Annotated in this window: 21 protein-coding genes; 9 read left to right on the forward strand and 12 right to left on the reverse strand. The window is 70.9% G+C overall.

What is annotated here, in order from left to right; translation table 11 throughout:
* Nucleotides 1-15: 15 nt before the first annotated feature.
* Nucleotides 16-900, forward strand: a complete 885-nt coding sequence (locus CRP39_RS14995) for an SDR family oxidoreductase (RefSeq protein WP_097207183.1) — start codon at nt 16-18, stop codon at nt 898-900.
* 36 nt (nt 901-936) lie between these two features.
* Here CRP39_RS14995 and CRP39_RS15000 read toward each other — a convergent pair whose 3' ends face one another.
* Together CRP39_RS15000 and CRP39_RS27680 are read right to left on the reverse strand one after the other, a co-directional pair.
* Complete coding sequence (locus CRP39_RS15000; RefSeq protein WP_216359749.1) at nt 937-1,908, reverse strand: hydroxymethylglutaryl-CoA lyase; 972 nt, start codon at nt 1,906-1,908, stop codon at nt 937-939.
* A 122-nt stretch (nt 1,909-2,030) separates the two neighbouring features.
* Nucleotides 2,031-2,246, reverse strand: a complete 216-nt coding sequence (locus tag CRP39_RS27680) for a hypothetical protein (RefSeq protein ID WP_097207184.1) — start codon at nt 2,244-2,246, stop codon at nt 2,031-2,033.
* 682 nt (nt 2,247-2,928) lie between these two features.
* Between CRP39_RS27680 and CRP39_RS15010 the strand changes: the two genes are divergently transcribed.
* Complete coding sequence (locus tag CRP39_RS15010) at nt 2,929-3,669, forward strand: IclR family transcriptional regulator (RefSeq protein ID WP_245853891.1); 741 nt, start codon at nt 2,929-2,931, stop codon at nt 3,667-3,669.
* 156 nt (nt 3,670-3,825) lie between these two features.
* Here CRP39_RS15010 and CRP39_RS15015 read toward each other — a convergent pair whose 3' ends face one another.
* The 6 genes from CRP39_RS15015 to CRP39_RS15040 all read right to left on the reverse strand — a co-directional run bounded on the left by CRP39_RS15015 (nt 3,826) and on the right by CRP39_RS15040 (nt 12,284).
* Nucleotides 3,826-4,875 carry an FAD-binding oxidoreductase gene (locus CRP39_RS15015; protein WP_245853892.1) on the reverse strand — a complete coding sequence of 350 codons (1,050 nt, stop codon included), beginning with the start codon at nt 4,873-4,875 and terminating at the stop codon, nt 3,826-3,828.
* Nucleotides 4,876-5,132: 257 nt separating this feature from the next.
* Nucleotides 5,133-5,990 (reverse strand): IclR family transcriptional regulator, encoded by an 858-nt coding sequence (locus CRP39_RS15020; RefSeq protein ID WP_097207187.1) that lies wholly within the window; start codon nt 5,988-5,990, stop codon nt 5,133-5,135.
* 43 nt (nt 5,991-6,033) lie between these two features.
* A complete protein-coding gene (locus CRP39_RS15025; RefSeq protein WP_097207188.1) occupies nt 6,034-7,296 on the reverse strand; it encodes an aromatic ring-hydroxylating oxygenase subunit alpha in 1,263 nt (420 codons plus the stop codon).
* A gap of 167 nt (nt 7,297-7,463) precedes the next feature.
* The gene (locus CRP39_RS15030) at nt 7,464-8,639 is read right to left on the reverse strand and encodes a M24 family metallopeptidase (RefSeq protein ID WP_172442457.1); all 1,176 of its coding nucleotides are present in this window, start codon (nt 8,637-8,639) and stop codon (nt 7,464-7,466) included.
* A 142-nt stretch (nt 8,640-8,781) separates the two neighbouring features.
* The gene (locus tag CRP39_RS15035; protein WP_245853893.1) at nt 8,782-10,557 is read right to left on the reverse strand and encodes a BCCT family transporter; all 1,776 of its coding nucleotides are present in this window, start codon (nt 10,555-10,557) and stop codon (nt 8,782-8,784) included.
* A gap of 164 nt (nt 10,558-10,721) precedes the next feature.
* Nucleotides 10,722-12,284: an FCD domain-containing protein gene (locus tag CRP39_RS15040; RefSeq protein ID WP_097207190.1), complete on the reverse strand. Its 1,563-nt coding sequence runs from the start codon at nt 12,282-12,284 to the stop codon at nt 10,722-10,724.
* A 276-nt stretch (nt 12,285-12,560) separates the two neighbouring features.
* Between CRP39_RS15040 and CRP39_RS15045 the strand changes: the two genes are divergently transcribed.
* The 3 genes from CRP39_RS15045 to CRP39_RS15060 all read left to right on the forward strand — a co-directional run bounded on the left by CRP39_RS15045 (nt 12,561) and on the right by CRP39_RS15060 (nt 17,431).
* Entirely contained in the window at nt 12,561-14,594 is a 2,034-nt protein-coding gene (locus CRP39_RS15045; protein WP_097207331.1) for an oxidoreductase, read from the forward strand.
* Nucleotides 14,595-14,670: 76 nt separating this feature from the next.
* Nucleotides 14,671-15,207 (forward strand): alcohol dehydrogenase catalytic domain-containing protein, encoded by a 537-nt coding sequence (locus CRP39_RS28075; protein ID WP_260180068.1) that lies wholly within the window; start codon nt 14,671-14,673, stop codon nt 15,205-15,207.
* 1,312 nt (nt 15,208-16,519) lie between these two features.
* Nucleotides 16,520-17,431: an endonuclease/exonuclease/phosphatase family protein gene (locus CRP39_RS15060; RefSeq protein ID WP_097207192.1), complete on the forward strand. Its 912-nt coding sequence runs from the start codon at nt 16,520-16,522 to the stop codon at nt 17,429-17,431.
* 454 nt (nt 17,432-17,885) lie between these two features.
* On the opposite strand, the gene CRP39_RS26865 is transcribed toward CRP39_RS15060, so the two are convergent.
* Nucleotides 17,886-19,079 (reverse strand): FkbM family methyltransferase, encoded by a 1,194-nt coding sequence (locus tag CRP39_RS26865; protein ID WP_172442458.1) that lies wholly within the window; start codon nt 19,077-19,079, stop codon nt 17,886-17,888.
* A 543-nt stretch (nt 19,080-19,622) separates the two neighbouring features.
* Here CRP39_RS26865 and CRP39_RS15070 point away from each other — a divergent pair.
* Nucleotides 19,623-22,220, forward strand: a complete 2,598-nt coding sequence (locus CRP39_RS15070) for a valine--tRNA ligase (RefSeq protein ID WP_097207194.1) — start codon at nt 19,623-19,625, stop codon at nt 22,218-22,220.
* A gap of 276 nt (nt 22,221-22,496) precedes the next feature.
* Here CRP39_RS15070 and CRP39_RS28370 read toward each other — a convergent pair whose 3' ends face one another.
* A complete protein-coding gene (locus CRP39_RS28370; protein WP_097207195.1) occupies nt 22,497-22,655 on the reverse strand; it encodes a tyrosine-type recombinase/integrase in 159 nt (52 codons plus the stop codon).
* A gap of 361 nt (nt 22,656-23,016) precedes the next feature.
* Here CRP39_RS28370 and CRP39_RS15080 point away from each other — a divergent pair, with 361 nt between their 5' ends.
* The gene (locus CRP39_RS15080) at nt 23,017-23,964 is read left to right on the forward strand and encodes a DMT family transporter (RefSeq protein WP_143426656.1); all 948 of its coding nucleotides are present in this window, start codon (nt 23,017-23,019) and stop codon (nt 23,962-23,964) included.
* Between the two features lie 241 nt (nt 23,965-24,205).
* On the opposite strand, the gene CRP39_RS27235 is transcribed toward CRP39_RS15080, so the two are convergent.
* Both CRP39_RS27235 and CRP39_RS15090 read right to left on the reverse strand, forming a co-directional pair.
* Complete coding sequence (locus CRP39_RS27235) at nt 24,206-24,373, reverse strand: hypothetical protein (RefSeq protein WP_216359751.1); 168 nt, start codon at nt 24,371-24,373, stop codon at nt 24,206-24,208.
* Nucleotides 24,370-24,630: a type II toxin-antitoxin system Phd/YefM family antitoxin gene (locus CRP39_RS15090; RefSeq protein ID WP_216359752.1), complete on the reverse strand. Its 261-nt coding sequence runs from the start codon at nt 24,628-24,630 to the stop codon at nt 24,370-24,372. Before CRP39_RS15090 ends, CRP39_RS27235 begins: the two co-directional genes overlap by 4 nt.
* 183 nt (nt 24,631-24,813) lie before the next feature.
* On the opposite strand from CRP39_RS15090, the gene CRP39_RS15095 reads away from it, so the two are divergent.
* Together CRP39_RS15095 and CRP39_RS28080 are read left to right on the forward strand one after the other, a co-directional pair.
* On the forward strand, nt 24,814-25,767 hold the full coding sequence (locus tag CRP39_RS15095) for an alpha/beta hydrolase (protein WP_097207198.1): 954 nt from the start codon (nt 24,814-24,816) through the stop codon (nt 25,765-25,767).
* 89 nt (nt 25,768-25,856) lie between these two features.
* The gene (locus tag CRP39_RS28080) at nt 25,857-25,988 is read left to right on the forward strand and encodes a hypothetical protein (RefSeq protein ID WP_260180067.1); all 132 of its coding nucleotides are present in this window, start codon (nt 25,857-25,859) and stop codon (nt 25,986-25,988) included.
* Nucleotides 25,989-26,167 lie beyond the last annotated feature (179 nt).

Below are 26,167 nucleotides of genomic sequence, written 5' to 3' on the forward strand. Positions count from 1 at the left end.
TCGAACGGAAGATCAATGACGACGACCCCGCACGTCCTGGTCATCGGCGGCACCGGCGGCACCGGCAGCGAGGCGGTGCAGCAGCTGCTCCGGCGCGGCGCGGAGGTGCGCGTCGCCACCCGCGATCCCGAGCGGGCCCGCACACTGCCCGCGCTCGCCGGCGCCGAGGTGATCGCGGGCGACTCCGCGGTGCCGGAGACACTGGCACCCGCGCTGGCGGGCGTCGACAAGGTCTACTACGTCCCGCCCACCCTCCCGGGCTGGGACGAGGTGCAGTCGGCAACCGTGGCGCTGGCGGCCGACGCCGGGGTCCGGCACTTCGTGAAGATGTCCGCGATCGGGGTCGCTGCCGACGAGCCGTCGATGAGCCTGAGCTTCCACTGGAAGGGTGAGCAGGAGGTCCAGCGGTCGGGGATGGCCTGGACGCACATCCGCCCCAGCTCCTTCTTCCAGAACGTGCTCCTGCTCGACGTCCCGTCCCTGCGAGACGAGGGCCGGTTCTACGCCCCGCTGGGCGACGCCCGGGTGGCCAAGCTCGACACCCGGGACATCGGTGAGGTCGTCGCCGTGGTGCTGACCGAGCCGGGGCACGAGGGGGCGGCCTACGAGCTGACCGGACCGGCCGCGGTGACCTACTCGGAGATGGCCGACGTCCTCAGCGAGGCGCTCGACCGGCGGATCGAGTACGTGGACCTGACCGCGGATGAGTACGAGGCCCACCTCGTCGCGACCGGATGGCCGGAGTGGGTCGCCGTCGAGTTCGCCTCGATCTACGGCCGCGGCTTCTACCGGGCCGGCGGCAGCAGCTTTGTGACGACGACGGTCGAGGACCTACTGGACCGTGCGCCCCGCTCCTTCGCCGACTTCGCCGCCGACCACGCTCACGTGATCCGCGGCTGACGGTCTGCGCACTCCCGTCCCGCCGCGTTCCCGTCCTCAGTTCTCCCACAGGGAGGGGGCGAGGGCGGCGAGGGCGCGGGACGGGCTGGGCCGGCCGAGCTCTCCAGCCAGCCAGAGACTGGTGCGGGCGAGGGCGGTCAGGTCCACACCGGTGTCGATGCCGAGGCCGGACAGCTGCCAGACGAGGTCTTCGGTGGGCAGGTTGCCGGTGGCGCTGCCGGCGTAGGGGCAGCCGCCGAGCCCGCCGGCGGAGGCGTCCACGGTGGTGACGCCGTGCTGGAGGGCGGTCAGCGTGTTGGCCAGCGCCTGCCCGTAGGTGTCGTGGAAGTGGACGGCGAGCCGATCGACGCCCAGCCCACCGCGCCCGAGCAGGTCCAGCAGGGCGGCGACCTGGCCAGGGGTACCGACGCCGATGGTGTCACCGAGGCTGATCTCGGTGCAGCCGAGCTCGGCCAGCCGCAGCGCGACCTCCGTGACCTGCTCGAGCGGGACCGCGCCCTCCCAGGGGTCGCCGAAGCACATGGAGACGTACCCGCGCACGGGCAGCCCGGCGGAGCGGGCCTGCGCGACGACGGGGGCGAACACCTCCAGCGACTCGGCGACGCTGCGGTTCAGGTTGCGCTGCGCGAACGACTCGGTGGCCGAGGCGAACACCGCCACCTCGCGCGCACCCGCTGCGACGGCGCGCTCGAGGCCCTTCTCGTTGGGGACGAGCACGGGGGCGCGCGGGGGCTGGTCGTCGCCGAGCAGCCCGAGCAGCTCCTCGGCGTCGCCGAGCTGGGGGATCCACCGTCGCGGCACGAAACTGGTCAGCTCCACCGTGCGCAGACCCGCGGCGACCAGCCGGCGCACGAACTCCGCCTTCACCGCGACGGGCACGACAGCCGACTCGTTCTGCAGCCCGTCGCGCGGGCCCACTTCGTAGATCTCGACCCGGTCGGGCAGGCCGGGCAGCCGCGTCCTCGCGGCCCCCCGTACGGACGGGCCGTTCTCAGGGGCTTCCACCACGCTCACCTCCACCTGCGGGTCCACGGTCCGGTGGGCCGGCGGTCATCGACTGCGCGGCACGTTAACGCACGTTCACGTCGCCGTGGCGCATCCGGTGTGTGACCCGGTCACCCGGGGTCGGGCTACGCCCGGCCGCGCCCTCTGCCCATGGTCACCGCGCTCAGCAGAGGAGCGACCCGGGAGGAACCGGGGTGCTGAGCGCGATCTCCGTGGCTGTGTGCAGCACCCGCGGTGACGGCCTCGGTGAGGGAGTCCAACAGCTCCACGTCGAGGGCGCCGACCCGGCCGTGCTCGATGCGCAGGGCAGCAACCTCATCCCGATCCTCGGCGATCAGCATCGGGCCATCATCCAGTCAGGGGGATGTGGTCCCGGACGACGGGAGTTCCCGCAGGATCGGCCTGACGAAGGTCAACCACTTCCGGCAATCGCCGTCGATCGGAGGGGACGCTGTGGCGAGCACCCCGTCGGCGGCGACGAGCGGCGACAGCCGAGAGCCCGGCCAGCAACCGGCGCGCTCAACCCGCCCGGGCGCGGAAGGGCAATACAGCAACCGGTACAGCAACGCGATCGGAACGGCGGCGAATCGGACCGGACCTCGACGGATGTCGTTCGCCGTCGAGCTGCGCAGACAAGACACGCGCGATCCGTGGCGAACGCCCCGAACGTGACTGGGGGTCAAGGGGTCGCAGGTTCACATCCTGTCAGCCCGACAGCGGGAAACCGCAGCTCGGGGGCCGTGTCCGGAGACTCCGGCACGGCCCCTGTCCGCTGGGCGGGGCAGGCGCTCGTTCTCCAGCCGCCGGTCCCCACGCCGGACACGGCACGGACGGTGAGTCGTTCGTCGATCCTGCGGCATCGGCGTCTCACGTACGCAGGTCCGTGCGGACGGGAGCGCGCCCAGGCGGCTCGGCTGCGCGGTCGTGTCGCCCGTCCGCAGCTGGTGGCCTCGACAGCCCGGCTACGGCTACCTTTTCGCCATGCAGGACAGTCGCACTCCGCGGGACAACTCTGTGCAGTCCGTGGATCGAGCGATATCGATCCTCCAGGTGCTCGCCCGCCGTGGCAGCGCCAGCGTCACGGAAATCGCCGGCGTCCTGGGCCTGCACAAGTCGACCGTGTTCCGACTGCTCGCCACCCTGGACGCGCGCGGGCTGGTCGAGCAGAACGCCGAGCGCGGTAGGTATCAGCTCGGCTACGGGGTGGTGCAGCTGGCTGCGGGCGCGACGAGGACCGGCCACCTCTCCCTGCTCGAGCTCACAGTCTGTCGGGAACTCGCGGAGACGGTGGGCGAGACGGTCAACGTGGCGGTGCGCGACGGTCGGTGGGTCGTCAGCGTCGACCAGGTGATCGGCGCCGCGGCGGTGACGACCGTGAACTGGGTGGGGCAGCGCAGCCCCATGCACGCGACCTCGGCCGGCAAGGTGTTCCTGGCGCACATGCCGCCCGACCAGGTGGACGCCGTGCTCGCCGAGGACCTGGAGAGGTACACCCCGCACACCATGGTGGACCCGATCGTCCTCAGGGAGCAGCTCGGGCTCGTCCGGGAGCGGGGCTACGCCTCCACGAGCGAGGAGCACGAGATGGGCCTGGCGGCCGTCGCGGCTCCGATCCGCTCCATCGACGGCGGTGTGGTCGCCTCCGTCACGGTCTCCGGGCCCACGTTCCGGGTCAACGAGGACACGATCCCGGGCCTGGCCAAACACGTCCTCGCGGCGGCTGACGAGATCTCGCAGCGCAACGGCCATCCCAAGCGCGGCTGACGGGGCGGCGCGCAGCCCGTCGCGCGCTCGTCCGTCGCTGGGGCCGGCGATGGGCTGCCATCCCGCGTCACGCCGTCCCCCGCGGACGGCGGGCCCGCGGCCGCCGTCGTGCCGGGTGGCCCGCGCTGGGCCGGTCGCCGGACGAGCACGAGTGGGTCAGGCGTCGATCCGGAGGTCACTGAGCGGCTTCGAGCAGCAGATGAGCAGCTTGTGCTGCGCGATCTCGCGCGGCCGGATCCCGCCCTGGTGCTGCATGTCCACCGTGCCGGAGAGCACGGTCGTCTTGCAGGTGCCGCACATGCCCTGGCCGCAGGACGAGGGAGGGGTCAAGCCGGCCTCGTACGCGGCGTCCAGGACGTTCTGGTCGGCACCGCAGCGGAACGTGCGACCGCTGCGGACGAACTCGACGGAGAACTCGGCGGTCTGCGCTCCAGCGCTCGGGGGCTGGGACTCGTCCGGCCCATCGGTGTCCGCGCGAGCCGGAGACTCCTCGACCGTGAGGTCTTCGAAGGAGAAGGACTCCTCGTGGTAGCGCGCCATGTCGAAGCCCGCCGTGACGAGCATCCGGCGGACCGCGGCCATGTACGGGGTGGGTCCGCAGCAGAACACGTCGCGCTCGTGGAGGTCGGGCGCGAGGACCCGCAGCATCTCGCCGCTCAGGAAGCCCCGCAGCCCGACCCACGGCTCCCGAGGGGAGTCCCGCTCGCAGATGTGGGCGACGCGGATGGTCGGGGCCGTGCTCGCCATCACGTCGAGCTCACGCCGGAAGATGATGTCGGACGGCGTCCGCGCACTGTGCACGAACAGGACGTCGGTGTCCGAGCCGAGGTCGTACAGCGTGCGCGTCATGGACATGAGCGGGGTGACGCCGCTGCCTGCCGACAGGAACAGATACTTGCCTGCGGGATGGCGGGCGGGCGAGAAGAGCCCGAACGGTCCGTCGGCCGATACGCGCTGGCCAGGGCCCATGGTGTCGTGCAGCCAGTTGGAGACGAGCCCTCCGGGTTGTCGTTTGACCGTGATCCCGATCAGATGGGGCCGCGTCGGTGGCGTGGAGATCGTGTAGCACCGGTCGACCGCGCGGCCGCCGATCTGCAGTCGCAGGGTGATGAACTGGCCGGGGTCGTAGTGGAACAGCGCGGGGTCTTCGGACTCGAACAGGAACGTCTTGACGTCGTGGGTGACGTCGAGGACCTGCCGGCACACGAGCGTGGAGTCGTCCGTCTCTCCCCAGACCGGGAGCACGGACGGGTGGGCCGTCAGACCGACGTGCCCACCAGCGGGGGCCGGCGCCGGCGGGCCTGCATCCAGTACCGCCACGGGACTGGGGGGCGCGGTCATCGGGAAGCCTCTCGACGTGCTGGCTCGGGTACCGGGTGTGTCGGCCGGCGACGGGCTGGGTGGGCAGGGGCGGGTCCAGGCCCGGGTCGGGCCGCCGCGCGGCAGGGCCGCTCGGCGTCGGGTCAGAGGGCCCGGGCGCGCTCCCGCCCCTGATGGAGTGCTGACTCGATGCGGCCGGCCGCGTGCGCCAGGACGTCGGCCGCTCGTCGCGCCCGGCGCCCGTCGAGTCGCTGCGTGGGGCCGCTGACGGTGAGCACGCCGACGAGCTCGCCGGCCGGCCCGTGGATGCCCGTCGCGACGCCCGACAGGCCTTCTTCCGCCTCGTCCATGGAGAGGGCGTGCCCTCGCTCGCGGACGCGGCGGAGGTCGATGCGCAGCTCGTCGGCCGTCGTGATCGTCGCGGGGGTCAGACGGACGAGCGGATCGCGGAGGAAGCGCTCGAGCTGCTCGTCGTCGAACGTGGCGAGCAGCACCTTCCCGCTCGCGCTGGCGTGCAGCGGGAACCGCTGCCCGACCCAGGATCCCGGTCGGAGGTGGTGGGGTGCGTCGACCTGGTGCACCAGGTCCAGGCCTCCGTCGGGGGCCACGACGCTCAGCGTCCCGGTCTCCCTGACCGCGGCAACCAGCTCACCGAGAACCGGGCGAGCTGCCTCCAGGAGGAGGAGCCCTTTCTCGGTGTTCCGGGCCAGGCGCAGCAGCTCCGGCCCCAGGAGCACCCGGTCGTCACCTGCGACCCGGAGGAGGAAGCCCTCCTGTTCCAGCGTCTGGATCATCCGGAGCGCCGTGGCCCGCGGGAGCCCGGCAGCCCGGGCCAGCGACGAGACGTTCGCCTTGTGGTCGTCGGCCGTCGCGCGGAGGAGGGTGATCGCCTTCCTGACCGATTGGTTGAGCTTGGCTCCCTCGTCACCGGTCGTCGTGCGGCCACGAGGTCCCGGGCCCGGCAGCGCCGATGGCCTCGTCCGGCCTTCCGTCTCGTCCATGTCCCACCTCTGCGGTTCTGCGGCCTCGACCGTCGATGTGTCCCTAGCGGGACAGGTGAGCGGCCAGCCGGGAGACGTACCAGGTGACGAAGGCATCGACGTCCCCTTCGACCGTCGAGTACGGGCCCGGCCGGTAGCCGGGGTCTTCGACGCCCTTCTGGGTGCGGGCCACCAGGGTCCCGTCCTGCTGGTTCGTCGCCTGCCAGACCCTGGTCAGGGTGGCCACGTCGTAGTCCACGCCCTCCACCGCGTCCGGGTGGACCAGCCAGGTCGTCCGCAGGAGGGTCCGGTCCGGGGCGAGCGGCAGCACGGAGAACACCACCGCGTGGTCGGCCAGCAGGTGGAACCACGAGTTCGGCTGCACGTGCAGGGACAGGTCACCGAACTGGTCCGAGGTCATGGACCCCATGAGCCTGCTGCACACCGACTCGCCGTTCGTGTTGAACGACTTCCCGGCACCGTCGAGCGGGGCGTGGGAGAGCTGGAACCCCGTGGCGCGGGTGTCGAGTTCCCGAGCTCCCTCGACGGGGAAGCCCTGCCGGACGCACGCCGACCGGAGTGCGGCAGCGGCCTCGACGTAGCGCTGGTGGACCGGCCGCAGCCGCGGCGGGACGTCCTCGGCGGTGTAGCCGAACAGGGGGAAGTAGGCGCTCACCAGCTCGGGGTGGCCGTCGCAGTGGTAGCACTCACGGTTGTTCTCCATGACGAGCTTCCAGTTGCCGGTCTCGACGATGTCGATCTGGTGGGCGACCTTCGCCTGGCGCAGCCCGTACGGGGCCAGGAAGGGCTCGATGCGCGCGGCGACCTCGTCGAAGTCGGCCGGTGGGTCATCGGCGAGGCACAGGAACACCAGACCGCCGATGCTGCGCACCTGGACCGGCCTGAGGCTGAAGCAGCTGCGGTCGAACGAGGCCGGCTGGTTGTCGGCGTGCATCAGTCGACCGTCGACGCCGTAGGTCCAGTGGTGGTAGGGGCAGACGAGGTTCCCCACGCTGCCCCGCGGCTCGTCGAGCAGCCGCGATCCCCGGTGCCGGCACACGTTGTGGAAGGCGCGCAGCTCTTCGTCGTCGTCCCGGACGATGATGACGGAGTAGCTGCCCACCGCGACGGTGACGAAGTCGCCCGGTTCAGGGAGTTCCGCCTCAGCGGCCGCGAAGAGCCAGTGCCTGGCGAAGATCGCGCTCAGGTCCAGGTCGAAGACCTCCTGGCTCGTGTAGAAGGGCGCCTCCAGGCTGTACCCGGGAGCACGACGCTCCACCAGGTCGACCAGGTCGTGTCCGGTGGGGCGCTCGAGGTGGATGGTCATGGTGCGTCTCCTGGGTGGAGGGGACGAGCTCGCTGATCGCGGTGCTGGCGCGGCGTCGGCCGGCTCGGTCTGCAGCCGGCGCTGGGGTGACCACTGAATGGATGGGCGTATCCACTAGGTGAGTGGTAGCACGCCGTCTCGGGAGCAGTCAACAGCGCGGGAGCCCGTCAGCCGCCGGACAGGCGCTCGTCGTGCGGTGCGTGGCTGAGCACCTCCACGCCGCCGTCGGTCACGAGGACCTGCTCCTCCAGCTTGAGCCCCTCGTCCTCCCCTTCGACCCCCACGTACGCCTCGACGCTGAACACCATCCCGGCCTCGATCTGGCCGGCGTGGTGGTCCTCGAAGACGATGGCCGGGTACTCGTCGCTCAGCCCGCTGCCGTGGGCGATGAACGGGTACCGCTGCGGGTGGTAGGCACGGGGGAGGCGACTGCTGAGTCGTCCGCCCACCTCGTCGAAGGCGGCCCCCGGCCTCAACGCACCGATGACCTCCCCGAGGAAGGCCTCGGCATCCGCGTACAACCTCTGCTGCCGAGCGGTGGGCTTCCTGTCGCCGGCCAGGTACGTGCGGGACACGTCTGCGAGGTAGCCGGCCGGACCGATGAGGTCGGTGTCGAAGGAGACCAGGTCGCCGGACTCGATGCGGCGATCGCCGGCCTCGCGGAACCAGGGGTTCGTCCGCGGTCCGGACGACAGCAGGCGTGCCTCGACGTACTCGCCACCCAGGGCGAACGCTCGGCCCGTGAACAGCGCCCAGGCCTCGTTCTCGGTCAGGCCCGGCCGGATCGCCTGGTGCAGGTGGGTGATCGCCGCGTCGCATGCCCGAACCGATCGGCGGATGAGCTCGATCTCCGCCGCCCCCTTCGTGGCGCGCGCCTGCTCGATCGCCAGCTGTGCCGGTTCGAGGTGCAGGCCGGCCGCCTGGAGAGCCAGGAACCCGTACGTGTCGAGCCTGTCCACCCCGATCCGGTCGTCTCGGACCCCCCGCTCCTGCAGGACGTCGGCCACCTCTGCCGCGAACCGCTCGGCGCGGCCCTGGGCTCGCTCCGCAGACCCGAAGACCGACCAGCTCGTCGCCGTCCGGGTCTCGAGGTGCGGATGCGGGGACACCAGCTCGGCCGGTGCCGACGCGTACTCCCACAGGATCGGCTCGCTCTCGGCCGGCACCAGCACGTAACGGTCGATCACGTGCAGCGTCCAGACCGGCATGGTCGACGTCCCGGAGACGTACCGGATGTTGACGGGATCCACGAGCAGCGCGGCTGCCAGGTCGTGGCGGCGCAGCGCGTCGCGGGTGCGGGCGAGCCCGTGTTCGACGGCCCCGCGGACCAGCGGGGCGTCCACCTCGGGCTGCGCCTCGCGGGTCCGGGCCGACGCGACCGACCGTGGGACGTCGTACCTCGGTCTGGTGGCCTGGCGGAGCGACGTGTCGGGTGACCCGGTCACGCGCGGCTCACTGCCGATGCGCATCCGGTGGCTGCACCGGTCAGATCGGTGTCCGTGACGCCGTCGGCTCGTGGGTGGCAGCGGCGGTGCCGTTCTCGGGGCCGGCCGGGGTCGGCTGCTGGGCCGCGTCCGGTTGCTGGACCGTGTTCGATCGCATCTCCGCGACCACCGTGCGGACACCTGGCGGGACCGTGGTGACCACTGGCTCGCTGCGCAGTTGCTTGAGCAGGCTGTAGCAGACACCGAGCATGACGACCAGGAAGGGGACGCCGAAGACGATGACCGTGGTCTGGATCGCCTCCAGGCCACCGGCGAGCAGCAGGGCGATCGCGACCGCGCCGATCATCGATCCCCACGTCACCACCAGCCAGGTCCGGGGGTGCAGCGAGCCGCCCTGGGAGAGCATCCCGAGCACCAGGGACGCCGCGTCGGCGCCGGCGACGTAGAACAGCATGATCAGGACGACGACGAGCACCGCGGTGAGGGTCGAGAACGGCAGCGCGTCGAGCATCGTGAACAGCGTGTTCTCGACGCCGGTGCTCAACGACGCAGCCATGTCGGTGACCCCGGTGAGCTGGAACCGGATGGCGGTGCCACCCATCACGACGAACCACACCGTGCTGACGAGCGTCGGGACGACGAGCACGCAGATCACGAACTCGCGGATGGTCCGCCCTCGGGAGATCCGGGCCATGAAGGTGCCCACGAACGGCGCCCACGACATCCACCACGCCCAGTAGAAGATCGTCCAGCCGGCGAGCCACTCGCCGCCACCGGCGGCGCCGGTGCGGAACGACATGGGCACGAACTGGGCCAGGTAACCGCCGAAGGACTCGACGAAGGTGTTCATCAGGAAGATCGTGGGCCCGAAGGCGAACACGAAGACGAGCACTGCTACGGCCAACCCGGCGTTGGTGTTCGCCAGCCACTTGATGCCCCGCTCGGTGCCACTGACCGCAGAGACCACGAACAGGGCGGTCAGCACGACGATCACCACGATGGAGACGGTGTTGCTCTGGGGGGCGTCGAAGACCCGCGTCAGCCCGCTGTTGATCTGGAGGGCGCCCAACCCCAGGGACGTCGCTGCCCCGAAGGTGGTGATGAACAGGCCGAAGATGTCGACGGCCCGGCGGGCAGGGTGCGAGGGGTCCTTCCGCGGGAAGACGATCGAGCTGAGCAGGTTGGGCAGGCCCTTGCGGAACGTCGCGTAGGCCAGGGCGAGCCCGACGACGCCGTACAGCGCCCACGGGTGCAGCCCCCAGTGGAAGATCGTGTACTCCATGCCGAGTTGGCTCGACTCCGGCGTCTCGGCCTCCGCGAGCCCCAGCGGCGGGGTGAGCAGGTGCGACAGCGGCTCGGCGACGCCCCAGAAGATCAGCCCGATGCCCATGCCGGTGGCGAACATCATGGAGATCCAGGAGACGGTGCTGAACTCGGGCCGCTCGTCGTCGCGACCCAGCCGGATCCGGCCGTAGCGCGAGAGTGCGAGCAACAGCATGAGCGCGACGAAGCCGGCCGTCGCGAGCACGTACACCCAGCCGGTGGCGTCGATCATCTTCGCCAGGACCGTCGAGGCCGCGGTGGCCAACGAGGTCGGCGAGATGACACCCCACAGCACGAACGCCAGGGTCAGGGCGAGGCCGGCGACGAAGACGGTCCAGTCGACCGGTTGGTCCACGTCGGCGGCTCGCGGGTGCATCCGGTCGTCATCGGGCGCGGCGTGCACGAAGCGCTGGGTGACGACGGTCTCCTCGACCGCCATGTCACCGTCGGTTGCTCGGGCACGCATCGGGTGTTCGGGGCCGTCGGGGCTCATGAGACACCTTCCGTTCCGCAGAGCGCTTCCGTCGCGCCATACGAAACAGTGTGAGCTGGACCACTGTCAACGGTCAGCCCCTCTCACTGTGCGGGGGCTCCGGCGCCCCGCCCACCGAGGCGCCGGACCGGCCGGCGACAGCCGCCCAGGTCGTCCTCGACTGCTCACAGCCTCCTGGTCGGCCGCGACCTGGTGGTGGAGAGCTGGCCGAGCATGTAGGCGGCGGCGTCGTCGATCTTGACGCGCCACCGTTCCGCCGCGAGCTCGCCGTCTCCCGCGTCGATGGCCTCGAAGATGGCGCGATCATCACGCACCATCGCATCGATCGGATACGCGTAGTCCAGCCCCATCACGGCGATGAACATGCGCAGGTGGTCGGCCAGGACCTCGAGCATGGGCGCGATGCGCACCAGGCCCGAGGCCTCGGCGAGGGCGTTCTGGAAGGCGATGTCCGCCTCGCCGGCCCGGTGGACGTCGCCGGTCGAGGCGCTGCGTTCCAGCGCGTCCAGCGAGTCCCTGACCGACTGCCGCTCCTGCGGGGACCACCGGACGGCGGCTCGGATGACCAGGGTCCCGAGCGCGCGCCGAGCGGCGTACGTCTCGACGACGTCGTTCGTCGTCAGGACGGGGACCACCGCTGCGTGCCCGGTCGTGATCGTGAGCAGGCCGTCCCTCTCCAGGAGCCGCAGGGCCGTCCTGACCTGGCCTCGCGTCGTGCGCAGCCGACCCGCCAGGTACCGCTCGGTGACGCGGTCGCCACCGGCGAGGCGGCCTTCCGCGATGCCCTGCCGGATCGTCAGGACGACCTCGTCGGCGAGAGCCCGTTCCGGTCCCAGGGAACGCGCTGCGGACCGGGTCGCGGGTCCGCGGCCTCCTCCCGTCCGGGGCGTGGGACGCACCCAGGTGAACGCACGGCGGGGCGCTCGCGCCCACGCGCGCAGGTCGTTCTGCAACTGCAGTGCCGAAGCGGGGGAGAGGAGCGCCCCCCAGTCGACGAGCGGCGAGAAGAGGGACAGCCACTCGCCGCGATCCCGGCAGACCCTCCGGACCGACACCTCGGTCGGCACGGGTGCCTCGGCGGACGCGAGGGCCATCAGGGTCGCGTCCGGGTCGGCAGCGTCGACCACCTCGTCCCAGAACGGACCCGTGCCGGCGGCGGAGGTCGCCGGCACCTCGGGGCGGACCAGATCGGAGGCCAGGACCGCGCGCAGCGACCGTTGCACCGCCGGGTCGACGCGTGCCGGTGGAACAGCGTCCTCCCCCCGGGGAACGGGCGTCAGCTGGACGGCCAGGACGGCGTACTGCGACGTCACCAGGAGGCCGAGGACGGCCGGCTGGCGCCCGGTCGTCGCGGCGGCCAGGTCGTCGCTGATCGCGGTACCGGACCGCAGGGCCTCCCAGGCGCGCGCCACGAAGGACTGGCTGACGCCGAGGGCGTCAGCGATCGAGCGACTGGACCACTTGGTGGTGGGCATCCAGAGCGGCGCGGTCAGGGCGGCGTGCCGCAACTCCTCCGTCGTCCGGCGTCGGTGGGCGGGCCGGGTCAGCTGTGCCACCCCGCCTGTGCGGTAGCGCTGGGCCCACTTGGCGGCCGTCTGCCTGGTGACGCCGTGTTCCCGGGCGGCGCGCGCAGACCCGAGCGACAGCACGTCCTGCACCAGTCGTGCGCGCAGACGTACCGCCTCGTCGACGTCCCGCGAGAGGTCCTCCAGCTGCGGATCGCTCACCTGACTCCTCGGGCGTGCAGTGCAGAGTGTAACTCGCTGACTCACGCCCGGTACGAGTCCGGGCGCGGTGCTACCGGACGGGCGGACACCGCTGCACTCTTCCTCTCGACGCGACTGAGGGCCGCTGCCAGCCCCTGCGGCGGGCGCCGTCCACCGAGCGGGACCTGGTCGAGGGGCCGTCGACGTCGCGACCGTGCCGACTCCTCCGACGAGGCAGGAAGCGCGGAGGAGAGGCCGGGGAGACGCCCTCGGCCGCCGTTGTTCCTGGAGGCACCCGTGCAGTCCGCAGACCCGTTGATGAGTCCCTTCACGCTCAAGGGCGTCACCCTCCGCAACCGGATCGTCAGCACCTCCCACGAGCCCGCGTACAGCGAGGACGGGCTCCCGGGGGACCGGTACCGGGCTTATCACGTGGAGAAGGCGCGAGGCGGGGTCGGGCTCACGATGATCGGCGGCAGCGCCATCGTCAGCCCGGAGAGCGCGCCGGCATTCGGCAACCTGCAGCTGTTCAAGGACGAGGCGGTCCCGCTGCTGCGTCGTCTCGCGGACGAGGTCCACGAGCACGGCGCCGCGGTCATGACCCAGCTGACCCACCTCGGTCACCGGACCAGCAACTACACCCACGACTGGCTGCCAGCCCTGTCGGTCAGCGCCCTCCGGGAGTCGGCGCACCGGGCGTTCACGCGGCCGGCGGACCGATGGGACCTCGACCGCATCGTCCGGGACTTCGCCGACGCGGCCGTTCGCTGCAAGGAGGGGGGACTGGACGGCATCGAGCTCATGGCGTACGGGCACCTGCTGGACGCCTTCTGGACACCGGCCCGGAACCGCCGCGACGACGAGTACGGAGGGTCCTTCGAGAACCGGATGCGCTTTCCGCTGCAGGTCGTCCGTGCGATCCGCGCCGCCGTCGGTGAGGAGTTCGTCGTCGGCGTCCGCATGACCTTCGACGAGGGACGCAGCGACGGTCTCCGGACCGACGAGGCCCTGCGGATCGCGCACGCCCTCACCGGTGCGGGCATCGACTTCTTCAGCGTGATCAAGGGGTTCATCGACACGGACGCCGAGCTGGCGCAGGTGATCCCGCCGATGGGCACGCCGGCGGCGCCGCACCTGACGTTCACCGGCTGGGTGAAGGAGAACGTCGACGTCCCGGTCATGCACGCGGCCAAGATCGGCGACGTGGCGACTGCGCGGTACGCCGTCACCGAGGGCCTCGTGGACCTGGTCGGGATGACCCGGGCGTTGATCGCGGACCCCCACCTGCCGAACAAGGTCGCCGCCCGGCAGGTGGACCGGATCCGCCCGTGTGTGGGCGCCAACATGTGCATCGATGGCATCTACAGCTCCGGTGCGGCCTACTGTGCCCACAACCCGTCGACCGGCCGGGAGCTGCGCCTCCCGCACACCGTCCGCGCGGCGGCCGAGCGGAAGAGGGCCGCCGTCGTCGGCGGTGGGCCCGCCGGACTGGAAGCCGCGAGGACGCTCGCCGAACGGGGACACGAGGTCGTCCTCTTCGAGGCGAACCCCAGCCTGGGCGGCCAGATCGCCCTCGCGGCGAAGTCCCCGCGGCGACGTGACCTGATCGGGATCGTCGACTGGCGGATCGAGGAGTGCAAGCGGCTCGGTGTCCACCTCGAGCTCAACCACCTGGTGGAGCCAGACGAGCTCGCCGACGGGGGCTTCGACGTCATCGTGGTCGCGACCGGTGGTCTGCCCGACGTCGAGGTCGCTGAGGGCGGTCACCTCGCGATCGACTCCTGGGACGTCATGTCGGGAGCGGTCAAGCCCACCGGCGACGTGCTCGTCTACGACGACCACGGAGGGCACCAGGCGCTCGACGTCATCGAGGTCATCGCGCCCGCCGCGGCCTCGGTCGAACTGGTCACCCCGGAGCGGACCATCTCGCCCGACGTCGGTGCGCTCACGATGGCCGGCTACCTGCAGATGCTCGCCGAGCACGACGTGACGATGACGCCTGCCCACCGCCTGGTCCGCGTCGAACGATCCGACGGACGGCTCAAGGCGACGTTCGCCGTGGACGGTGCTCGGCGGTCGATCGAGCGGTACGCCGACACGATCGTGATCGAGCACGGAACGCTGCCCGTGACCGACCTCTACGACGCACTCGTCGACGCCTCGATCAACGGCGGCGAGATCGACACCCGGGAGCTCTTGGCGCTGTTGCCCCAGTCGCCGACCCACAACGAGGACGGCCGGTTCAGCATCTACCGCGTAGGCGATGCGGTGAGCAGCCGCAACATCCACGCGGCCGTGCTCGACTCCTTCCGCCTGTGCAGCGCGATCTGACCCTTCCTCGCCCCACCCGTCGATGCAGGTCGGGGCCCATCGGTGACCGCGGGCACGGGAGCGGGCGCGGAAGGTGATGCGTGCGTGCGTCACGCGTCGGGAGGACTCGTCGCTGCGAGCAGCACACAGCCGCTTGTCCAGGACGAGAGGCGGGACGGAGCAACTCACATGTCGTTGCCCCGGACGATGGCCGCCCTCCTCATCGGACACGGCGGGCTGGAGAAGCTCGAGTACCGGACGGACGTACCCGTCCCTCACCTCGGAGAGGGCGAGGTGCTTCATCCAGGTTGCCGCAGCCGGGATCAACAACACAGACGTGAACACGCGGATCGGGTGGTACTTGAGGGCCATCACCTCCGGGACCGGAGAAGGCGGAGCCGCGGGGCTCGGCGCCGTCGAGACCATCGACGCCACGTGGTCGGGCACAGCCCTCGAGTTCCCGCGCATCCAGGGTGCGGATGTCTGCGGTCGCATCGTGGACGTGGGGGAGGGGGTCTCCCGGGACCGCATCGGCGAACGGGTCCCCGTCCGCACCATGCTCCGCACGCCGGTCGGCTACCGGCCGTTCGAGTGCTGGACCCTCGGCAGCGAGTGTGACGGTGGGTTCGCGTAGTTCACGGTGACTCCCTCACGCGAGACATGCGCCGTTCGCAGTGACTGGAGCGACGAGGAACTGGCAGCTCTGCCGTGCGCCTACTCCACGGCGGAGAACATGCTCCACCGGGCCGCGGTCACGTCGGAGCGGGTGCTCGTGACGGGCGCTTCCGGGGGAGTCGGGCTCGCCGCGGTCCAACTCGCCAAGCGCCGGGGCGCGACGGTCAGCGCGGTGTGCTCGGCGTCGAAGGCCGCGGACGTGACCGCACAGGGCGCCGATCGGACCGTCGACCGGGATGCGGACGTGGTCGACGCGCCCGAACGCGGGAAACGAGTACAGCAACCGGTACAGCAACGCGGTCCGAACGACGCTGTAGCGGGCGGCACGACGGCGAACGCCCCAGCCGTCTAACCTGCGCAAGTCGTACAACCTCGCGTGTCGGCGAGCCGCGGGCACGCGACTGTGGGACAAGCAGCGCATCAACCGTCACCCGGCCGCGGGATGCTCCTGGCAACGGCCATCCCAGTGATGAGGGAGCGGTAGTCGATACCCCCTTCATCGCGGCCACGTTCAGTGACGACGGATCCCGACGAGTCGGCCGGGGGTCCTCGCAGGTGGGGGCAGCGGTTCTTGACCACCATCTTGACCACCATTGCGCCCGATTCGCCCTCGTCCTCTGCGGTCCGTCGTCGTTCCGTATGCCGTTTGACCTGCTCGGACGGACTTCAACGAACTGCCGCGGACACGCTGCCGTCGCCTGGGGGTCAAGGGGTCGCAGGTTCAAATCCTGTCAGCCCGACCGCGGGAAACCGCAGCTCAGGGGCCGTCTCCGGAGAGATCCGGAACGGCCCCTGGGTCGTTCCGGCGGCGGTTTGACCATCATTTTGACCTCCGTTGGGTGACCCTCGCGCGCGAGCTGCTGGCGCGGGACGTCGGGCGGGAACGTGCACCGTCCCCGCGACCGATCTTCTGGTGACGCAGAGCGACCGCCGGCTCGGATGTGGTGGCCCGTCAGCTACCGGTGGAAGGCGTCGCCGAGGGCGTCCATGGTCTGGCGGGCGACGTCGGGGGAGACGTGGCCGTAGATGTCGCCGGGATGGCGATCGAGGAGTGGCCGAGGATCTCCGAGACCACCTTGAGCGGGACACCTCTCATGAGCATCACGCTGGCCGTGGTGCAGGTCCCTTGCACGTCGTCATCCCGTGTCCACGCGGACAGCAGACGCATCACACGGACGCAAGGCAGGCGCCGAAGGCTTTCCGACCCGGGTGATAGCGGCTACTTTTCTCACGTGTACCACTACACTAAGTAGTCGTCCAGCGCTCATCCGATGGCCGCGGGCCGTCGGCGCAACGCTCACTCAGGCGCATTCGGCTGCGTGATGCAGCCCAACCCCGCTCTGACGGGAGGCCTCGTGCACCTCAACCCGACCACCCCGCGCGGAGCGGCCCTCGACGTCTCGGCGGACGGCACGTCGTCGCGCGCTCTCGCCGAGTCAGCCACCGCGCACCGGCCCATCCGCGTCATGTCCTACAACATCGCGCACGGCCAGGGCGTCGATGACCGCCTGGATCTCGACCGGGTCGCGGCCGAGATCGGTCACTCCGGCGCCGACATCGTGGGCCTGCAAGAAGTCGACCGGCATTGGAGTCAGCGCAGCGACTTCGCCGACCAGGCCGCAGAACTGGCGCGGGACCTGAGCATGCATCTCGTGTACGGCGCGAACCTGGACCTCGGCCCGCTGACCCCCGGTGCGCCGCGACGTCAGTACGGCAACGCCATCCTGTCCGACGCGCCCATCCGCGAGTGGCGCAACACCCTGCTGCCCCGCAGTGGGAGCTCCGAGCAGCGAGGCCTGCTCGAGGCGCTGGTCACCATGCGCGGAATCCCGGTGCGGGTGTTCACCACGCACCTGCAGCACACCAGCCAGCAGGAGCGCCTCGCCCAGGTCGCCGCCATCCGAAAGAGGATCAGCACCGCCGGGGAGCCGGTCATCCTCACCGGCGATCTCAACGCCGGCCCGGACACCCCGGAGATCGACGCCATCACCCAGGACCTCGTCGACGCGTGGGCCGAGGCCGGCGTGGGACCCGGCTACACGTATTCGACCGAGAACCCTCACGCCCGCATCGACTACGTCCTGCACAGCAACGACGTCACAACGTGCAGTGCGGCTGTGCTCAGCACCGCCGGGTCCGACCACCTGCCAGTCACAGCCGATCTGGCCCTGCCCCGCGCCTGAATGGGCGCCGGCACCTCGGACCGCCCTGCCAACGGCTGATCCGACCGGTCCCCCGTGGTGGCTCGGGTGGGGCAGAGCGAGGATCCGCCGCGACGGGAACGTCCCTCGGTTGCGGGATGAGTCGGACCTGCGCCGCCGCAGGGACGTCACCCGGCGCGGCTGGCGGAGAGGCGCCGAACCTGGGGACGGCGTACCTGACCTGTGCATGACGGCTCGCGCGCTCGGGCTCGACAGTGCTGCGTCTCCTCCAGCTTCCCTCCAGTGGTCCGGGGTCAGGGAGTGTCGGCGGCGCTGGAGGACTGTGCGGCGGCAGCCGGGTTGCGCGGCTGGCCGGGGGGTGTCAGCGTCGCTGGCCCCGCGCGGTGCGGTCAGCGGATGACGATCACGGTGACGCCGGGGGCGTCTGCCCAGTCCTCGTATGCGGGGGTGGGCGGTCCGCGCGGAAGACGTTGCATCACGGTAGCGGCAGGTCGGCGGCGCAGAGGATGACGTCCTGGCCGCCAAACTCGTCCTTGAGCTGCACGTTCGGCAGCTGCTCTGGGAGCAGCTCGACCAATTGTCGAGGTGTGGCGGCGTAGCAGCGGTACCCCTCGGCGGTGCAGAGTTCGGCCAGCAGCGCGCGGAGCTTCACCGTGCCGGGCAACACCTCGACGAAGAGCGTCGGTCGCCTCTCACGAAGGTGCGTCCGCATGGCCGCGAGCAGGACGTGCTCCTGACCCTCGACGTCCATCTTGATCAAGTCCACGCCGTCGAGCAGTCGCCGGACGTCGATCGCCGGCACCTCGTGCGCGGTGGTGACGTTCCGCGCCATCTCCGGCGGGAGTTCGGTGTCGACCGGCAGGAAGGCGATCGTCGGGGTGGCCGCCTGGTGATCCGGGACGAGCAGGGACACCGTCGAGACGGCGGGGTCGGCTACCGCAGCGGCCTCGATGAGTTCGACGGAGGCGACCTGGTTGAGGGTGAGGTGTGTCCGGCAGATCTGCGCGGACACCGGGTGCGGCTCCACGGCGACGTAACGCACACCAGGGGCGGCTCGGCCGCCCTGCACGGCGAAATAGCCGATGTTGGTCCCCAGCTCCAGCACCGACTGTGAGCTACGACAGAAAGCCCGCCACCAGGGCAGCAGCTCGGGCTCCCAGCCCCGTTCGCCGCACCAATAGAGCTGCTCCAGGACCTGCGAGTCGATGGCGACGAACTGGAGATCCGGGTTGTCGATCAGGCGGAAGCTCGACACCGCCCGAGGAATCCCACCCTGGTACAGCCCGCGCACCGCCGCCCGGCGCAGGCGGGTCAACGGGGACGTCCCGGCGCCCGGCGCCAGGGCCCGCCGGAGCCCGTCCGCGAGCGGGATCGGCAACGGCCCGACGACGGCCCGGGCGAAGCGTCGTCCGAGCGGACTCACAGGAACGACCTGTCGCCGCCGAAAGCGACCTGGGACTCCCATACCCCGGACGGCCAGCGCCGCGCTGCGCAGCCCGCCCACGGCGGCGGGGAGCCTGGCGTGCAGCCATTGGGCGAACACCTCGACCGTCACCGCCTCGGCATCGACGATCTTCTCCACATTGGCGCCGTCGATCGCCAGACAGTAGTTCCTCAGCGAGGGCCGATCCGAGCTCACAGAGCGCTGCTTCATCCGCCCGACGGCCACACCGGGGGAGGCAAGAGGTGTGTTGCCTCTGATCTTGGTGATCTTCGGTCCAGATTGCAGGGCGTTCGGCGCTTGCAGGAGCAGCAGTGAGGGCGTGATCAGATGGCCGGCGCGAGGTCGAGACGTGTCCGCCCCCTCGGGGGTCGCTGGCGGTCCAGGTGGCAACCTGCCGCCTCGTGGCGATCGACATGGAGGCTGAGGCTCGGGAGACCCGGGGACTGACTCCGTGAGGTCGCCGGTCTTCTCGATGTCGCGTGTCGGAGTTGGCGACCTTGCGATCTCGTGTAGCTGGCGTACCTGGGTCCTGGTCAGCGGGTCGAAGACCACCCGGCGCACCTCGGCGACGCGACCAGGCGCGGTGGCGACCACCTCGTCCCAGCCGGCGTCGGTGAGGACGGCGAGGGTGGTCGTGGGTCCGGGCGGGTGCCGACCGTAGGGCTCCGGGTGCCGCGCACTCCGCCGACGAAGGATGGTCCTGCACAGCTCCCCACGTCCGCGGTGACATCCATCCGCCTCGGCCCGAAGTGTTCCTAGGCTCGGACCATGGGTGGCCCCGAGCGCTCTCCGGTCTCGATGCCCGAGCTGGGCACGGCCTACGACCCGGCGTCGGTGGAGGGCCCGACCTATCAGCGCTGGATGGATCTGGGGGTCTTCGAGGCCGACCCCACCTCGGGCAGGCCTCCCTTCGCGATCGTCATCCCGCCGCCGAACGTGACCGGCTCCCTGCACCTGGGGCATGCCTTCCAGCACACGCTCATGGACGCCCTCAGCCGGCGGAGGCGCATGCAGGGCTTCGACGTGCTGTGGTTACCGGGTATGGACCACGCGGGGATCGCCACGCAGAACGTCGTGGAGCGGGAGCTGGCGAAGGAGGGCAAGAGCCGCCGAGATCTGGGCCGCGAGGCGTTCGTCACGCGGGTCTGGCAGTGGAAGGAGGAGTACGGCGGCAAGATCCTCGGCCAGATGCGGCGCCTGGGCGAGGGGCTGGCCTGGAGCCGGGAGCGCTTCACCATGGACGAGGGGCTCTCCCGTGCCGTCCGCACCGTCTTCAAGCGTTTGCACGACGACGGACTGGTCTACCGCGCCGAGAGGATCACGAACTGGTGCCCACGGTGCCTGACCGCGCTGTCGGACATCGAGGTCGAGCACCGCGACACCGCGGGTGAACTCGTCTCGATCTGCTATGGAGCGCTGACCGTGGCCACCACCCGGCCGGAGACGATGCTGGGGGACACCGCCGTCGCCGTGCACCCCGACGACGACCGCTACACGCACCTGGTCGGCACCCTGCTGACCGTGCCGCTGACCGGTCGCCAGATCCCTGTTGTCGCCGATGAGCACGTCGACCCCGCCTTCGGCAGCGGCGCGGTGAAGGTCACCCCGGCCCATGACCCCAACGACTTCGAGATCGGGCTGCGGCACGGGCTGCCGTCGATCACCGTGCTCGACGAGCGGGGGGTGGTGACCGTGCCCGGCCCGTTCCAGGACCTCGACCGCCTCGAGGCGCGCCCGGCGATCGTCGCGGCGCTCAGGGAGCAGCAGCTGATCGTGGAGGAGCAGCGCCCGTACGTGCACGCGGTCGGTCACTGCTCCCGCTGCGGCACGGTGGTGGAGCCCCGGCTGTCGCTGCAGTGGTTCGTCCGCGTCGCCCCGCTGGCCCGGAGGGCCGCCGACGCGGTCCGGACCGGAGACACGGTGTTCGTGCCCGCGGCGATGGCCGACCGCTACCTCGGGTGGGTCGAGGGCATGCACGACTGGTGCATCAGCCGCCAGCTGTGGTGGGGGCACCGGATCCCGGTCTGGTACGGCCCTGACGGAGAGGTCGTGGTCCCCGATGCGGACGAGGAGACACCGTCGGGTGAGGGGTGGGTGCAGGACGAGGACGTCCTGGACACGTGGTTCTCCTCGGCGTTGTGGCCGGCGTCCACGCTCGGCTGGCCAGAGCAGACCCCTGACCTCGAGCGCTTCTATCCGACCGACGTCCTGGTCACCGGCTACGACATCATCTTCTTCTGGGTGGCCCGGATGATGATGTTCTGCACCTACGTCCAGCCGCAGGTGCCGTTCCGTCAGGTAGCGGTCACCGGGCTGGTACGGGACGGCCGCGGCCGCAAGATGTCCAAGTCGGCCGGCAACGTCGTCGACCCGCTCGACTGGATGGACGCCTACGGCGCCGACGCGCTGCGGTGGACTCTCGCCCGGGGCGCGAACCCCGGCGTCGACCTGCCGGTGAGCGAGGAGTGGGTGCAGGGCAGCCGCAACTTCGTGAACAAGCTCTGGAACGCCACGCGGTTCGCCTCGCTCAACGGCGCACGGGTACCCGAGGGCGAACTGCCTGGCGACCTGTCGATGCCCGACCGGTGGATCCTGTCCCGTTTGAGCCGGCTGCGGGACGAGGTCGACGTCCTCTACGACGGCTTCGAGTTCGCCAAGGCCTGCGACAGTCTCTTCCACTTCGCCTGGGACGAGCTGTTCGACTGGTACATCGAGTTGACCAAGGTCCCGCTGCGCGAGGGCGGTGCGGCAGCGGAGCGGACCCGCCTGGTGCTCGGGCGCTGTCTCGACACGCTGCTTCGCCTGCTGCACCCGGTGGTCCCGTTCGTCACCGACGTCCTGTGGCGGGCGTTGACCGGGGGGACGACGGTGGTGACCGCGAGCTGGCCGACCGTCGTTGGCGCGCACGACGCCACCGCTGAGGCGGAGCTGCGCCGGCTCCAGGAACTGGTGGTCGAGGTGCGCCGATTCCGCGCTCAGCAAGGTCTCCGGCCCGGCAGGAGGGTCCCGGCGACGATCGTCGGCGATCTGGCGCTCTGGGCGCCGCAGCTGGGGGCGCTCGCAGACCTCACGGTCACAGCCGCAGACCAGCTGCCCGCCGGGCTGGCGGTCGTGACGACCGCTGCGACACGGGTGGGCCTCGACCTGTCCGGCGCCGTCGACGTCGACGGCGAGATCCTCAGACTCCGCAAGCAGCTGGCGGCCGCCGAGCGGGAACGTGACCAGACCGCCCACCGGCTGGCCGACGAAGGCTTCCTCACCAAGGCGCCACAGCATGTCATCGCCGCCACGCGCGACCGCGCTGCCGCTGCCGGAGACGCCGTCGCCCGGTTACGCCAGCAGCTCCAGGACCTGGAGGAGTCCTGACCCCGAAGACGCCGGCGGACGGCCCGAACTGGGCGATCGACCGCGACGGGTGGGGTTGAGGACCGCGACAGCGCGTGTCGTCGCATTGTTCGCCGCACGATGGCCGTCGCGGTCGAGCCGGTGCCGGTGGGCAGGAAACCAGGCTCCGCATCCAGACGACGCGCCCGAGCGCGGGGGAATTGGTACAGCAACGCGGGGTCCGGCGGTGGTGTGACCACCTTCAGGTCACCCTGAGCCCGCGCCCCACCCGGCGGCGCGAGCGTCGGACGGGGACTTTCACGGTCCGCGCGGCCGATCCACCGGTGACGGAGAGCGACCGGTGATGGCGATCGACGAGTGGCCGAGGATCTCGCACACCACCTCGAGCGGCACGCCGCGGGTGAGCATGACGCTGGCGGCCGAGTGGCGGAGCGTGTGCAGCCCGGCGTGTGGCATCCGGAGTTCGCGTAGGTTCGCGTGAAGGGTGCCGGACCGAGGGGGTCCCCTGAAGGGAACAGTGTCCCGACGTGGTCCTCGTGGACCTGTCCATGCCAGTGATGAACGGCCTGGCGCTCACCGGAAGCGCTGCGCTCCGTCCGACCCGAGGTTGGGATCGTCATGGTGACCGGGGAGGTCCACGCGGCACGTCCCGAGGTCTCAGCCGTCGGTGCGCAGGCCCTGGTGCCGAAAGACGTCCGGCCCGAGGCGATGCTCCGCTGCTTGCGCGAGGTCGCGTGCGGTTTCCGGTGCTGCCCCTACTGCCTGTGACCCTGCCTGGGACCCCGCGGTCCCCTGAGACATCGGGAGGTCGCGCTCAGTGACTCCTGCAGCGACGCGGGCGAGGGCGGTTCAGGCGCTGGACGAGCGGCCGTTGCTCATGCTGTGGATCGGTGTCGTGCTCTTCAGCCTCGGACCGGTGCTTGTCGCCGGCTCCACCACGTCCGGTGCTGTGCTGTCCTTCTGGCGTCTGTGGATCGGCGCCCTGCTGCTCGGGGCGCTCACGCTGTGGCGGCACCGCGTACGGGGAACGCGTGCCAGCCGACGCGGGTGGGGCTGGACGGCGGCGGCCGGTCTGGCCTTCGGCACACACCAGCTGTTCTTCATGATCTCGATCAAGGCGATGTCGGTGGTCGACGTGACCCTGATGCAGGTGCTGCAACCGATCCTGGTCGGAGTCCTCGCCTTCGTGGTCTTCGGCGAGCGTCCTGGCCTCGCCTTTCGCCTCTGGTCGGTGCTCGCGGGCGTCGGCGCGGCTCTGGTCGTCCTGGCGGGTACCACGGGACCGGAGGGAAATCCGGTCGGCATGGCGTTGGCGCTGGCGAACGTGGTGTGCTTCGCCTTCTACTTCGTCTGGTCCAAGCAGGCGATGGCCCACATCGGCGCGTTGCCCTTCCTGCTGGGGGTGGCGGTCGTCGCCGGACTGGCCGTCTCGTTGTTCGCCGCGGTGACCGGGGAACGGATCTCGAGCATCGACACCACGGACCTGCTGATCGCGGCGAGCATCGCGGTCGTTCCCGGCGCCTTGGGCCACTTCCTCACGACGCATTCGCTGTCGCGGGTTCCGGCCAACCTGCCGCCGGTGATGCAGCTCGCCATGCCGTTCCTGTCCGGCGGCCTCGCCTGGCTGCTGCTGGGCGAGGGCTTCACCCCGATGCACGTGGTCGGTGGCCTGGTGACCGTGGTCGGTGTCGTGGGTGCCCTGCTCTCACCTGCTGACCGGCGACGAGTGGTCCCCGAGTCTCCGGGACCGGTCACGCCGGGCTGAGGGCCCCGCCCACGAACGTGCAGTGGTGGCAGCCGTCCCGGCACAGGCAGTCGCCAGTGACGGAATCAGCTCGCTGGGGAGCGCTGCGACGGTGTTGGTGCCGGCTGACGCCCGCCGCGAGTCAGCCGGTCGTCCGGTGAGCGTCGCGCCGGTGGGCGACGTCGAGAACGGTGACGGTTCGGGGGTCCTCCGTCGATGCCGGTGGACGACTCGGTAGGTCCCACAGCGGACGCTGTGCCGGTCACCGAGTGGTGGGGGAGTCCTGGCCCGCGCGGTTGGGGTGGTCGGGCAGCGAGCCGAGGATGAACGCATGAGCGGCCGCGGAGACGGCTTCGGGGAGTTGGCCGGTGAGCTGGCGACGGGCAGTCGGGGTGAAGGCGAGGAGGTAGAACTCCGGAGCGTCGGTCACTGCCGCTGGCTGCGTCGGCGGGCCATGGCCGCCGCCAGGTCCTCTCGGCGCTCGACCTCGCCGCGGGCGAGCTCGGCCTCGGAGGCGTGCAGCCGCCGCATGGCGTCGGCGTCGGCCTCGGCGAGGATCTCGATGGCCTCCTCGAGTGACTCGAGGTCCTCGGTGGCCAGCAGCACCGCGGAGGGCTTGCCGTGCACGGTCACGTAGACGCGCTCGTGCTGCCCGCTGACCGGCTGGTCCCGAGGGACGAAGAGCACTGGTGCGGGCCAGGACTGGTCGGGACGATCCGCGCGAGGACCCCGGTGGCGGCAGGGCGAGGCCGACATGACCAGCAGCCACCGCGGCAGGACGGTTCCGAGGCGCAGGAGGTCGCGCTGCTGAGGCCCTCGTCAGCTTCCAGCACTCCCTGACTCATCCACTCCGACCGGAGGAGACTCGTCATGGCAACGACGTCCAAGCGGGAGATCCGGGAGATCGAGGCCGCCAACGCCTCCGGCGACACCCCAGTCGTCTTCATCCACGGCCTCTGGCTGCTGCCGAGCAGCTGGGCCAACTGGGCGGACCTCTTCCGGCAGGCCGGCTACGCACCGCTCACGCCGGACTGGCCAGACGATCCGGACACGATCGAAGCCGCCCGGGCGGAGCCGGAGATCCTCGCCGGGAAGTCCTTGAGGCAGATCGCCGATCACACCACCGAGGTCATCAAGGCCCTGGACAAGAAGCCGGCCCTCATCGGGCACTCGACCGGGGGTCTGCTGGCGCAGATGCTCGCGGGCCGGGGCCTCTCGGCGGCCACGGTGGCGATCGACCCCGGGATCTTTCGCGGCGTGCTGCCGCTGCCGGCCGCCACGCTCCGGTCGGCGGGCCCCTTCCTGATCAACCCGCGCACCCGCGGCCGGGCGCTCACGCTCACGTTCGACCAGTTCAGGTACAGCTGGGCGAACGCGCTCGACGAGAAGGAGGCGAGGGAGCTCTACGACAGGTACCACGTTGCCGGCTCCGGACTCTCGCTCGTGCAGATGGGCAACGCGAACCTCAATCCGCGGACGGAGGCGCAGGTCGACACGAAGAACCCCGACCGCGGTCCGCTGCTGATCATCGAGGGCGAGAAGGACCACACGGTGCCGTGGGCGATCGCGAACGCCTCCTACAAGCGGCAGCGGCGCAACCCTGCCGTGACGGAGATCGTGAGAATGCCGAACCGAGGCCACGCCCTCACGATCGACCACGGCTGGCGCGAGGTCGCCCAGACAGCGCTGGACTTCGTCACGCGGTTCACCCCGAGCGGTCGCGCGACGACGACGTCGGTGCCAAGGGCGCGCGACGCCTCGGCGGACTCCGGGCTTCCCAGCGGCGCGCCCACCGAGGAGACGGGGCGCACGTCCGGGCAGTAGCCGCGTCATCTCGAAGAGCTCCATGTCTGTCCTCGATCAGCGCACCCGACCAGCGGGCGAGGTGGCCTGGGGAAGTCTCTGGCTCGGCGGTGGTCGGCGCCACCGAGACCAGCCGCGAGCCCCTGCGCTGCCTCAAGCGCCGGCTCTCCGACGTCGTCTACCGCTCCCTGCGCGCCGACCAGGCCGCTGAGGAGGCCGTGCCGGCCGCGGTCGCTGCCTGAAGGGCGGTGAGCGCGAGGTCGGCTGATGCACACGGTGCCAGATCCCGGAGTGGTCACTCCTCGGCCCGCCGGCGTGACCGTGTACCGACACGTCGAGGTGCTCCCCCGACCTGCCGCCCGCCATCCGGAGATCGGAGCCGTGATCGCCGCGCTGACCGCCGCCGCCGGCGCCCTGCACG

The sequence above is a fragment of the Geodermatophilus sabuli genome, assembly GCF_900215145.1.
Taxonomy (GTDB): domain Bacteria; phylum Actinomycetota; class Actinomycetes; order Mycobacteriales; family Geodermatophilaceae; genus Geodermatophilus; species Geodermatophilus sabuli.

Bases quoted from the DNA above. Each gene is read 5' to 3' on its own strand.
- CRP39_RS14995 (WP_097207183.1), top strand. From the start codon at position 16: ATGACGACGACCCCGCACGTCCTGGTCATCGGCGGCACCGGCGGCACC.
- CRP39_RS27680 (WP_097207184.1), bottom strand. From the start codon at position 2,246: ATGCTGATCGCCGAGGATCGGGATGAGGTTGCTGCCCTGCGCATCGAG.
- CRP39_RS15020 (WP_097207187.1), bottom strand. From the start codon at position 5,990: ATGGACGAGACGGAAGGCCGGACGAGGCCATCGGCGCTGCCGGGCCCG.
- CRP39_RS15025 (WP_097207188.1), bottom strand. From the start codon at position 7,296: ATGACCATCCACCTCGAGCGCCCCACCGGACACGACCTGGTCGACCTG.
- CRP39_RS15035 (WP_245853893.1), bottom strand. From the start codon at position 10,557: ATGAGCCCCGACGGCCCCGAACACCCGATGCGTGCCCGAGCAACCGAC.
- CRP39_RS28075 (WP_260180068.1), top strand. From the start codon at position 14,671: ATGCGTGCGTGCGTCACGCGTCGGGAGGACTCGTCGCTGCGAGCAGCA.
- CRP39_RS15060 (WP_097207192.1), top strand. From the start codon at position 16,520: ATGGCCGCGGGCCGTCGGCGCAACGCTCACTCAGGCGCATTCGGCTGC.
- CRP39_RS15070 (WP_097207194.1), top strand. From the start codon at position 19,623: ATGGGTGGCCCCGAGCGCTCTCCGGTCTCGATGCCCGAGCTGGGCACG.
- CRP39_RS28370 (WP_097207195.1), bottom strand. From the start codon at position 22,655: ATGCCACACGCCGGGCTGCACACGCTCCGCCACTCGGCCGCCAGCGTC.
- CRP39_RS15095 (WP_097207198.1), top strand. From the start codon at position 24,814: ATGGCAACGACGTCCAAGCGGGAGATCCGGGAGATCGAGGCCGCCAAC.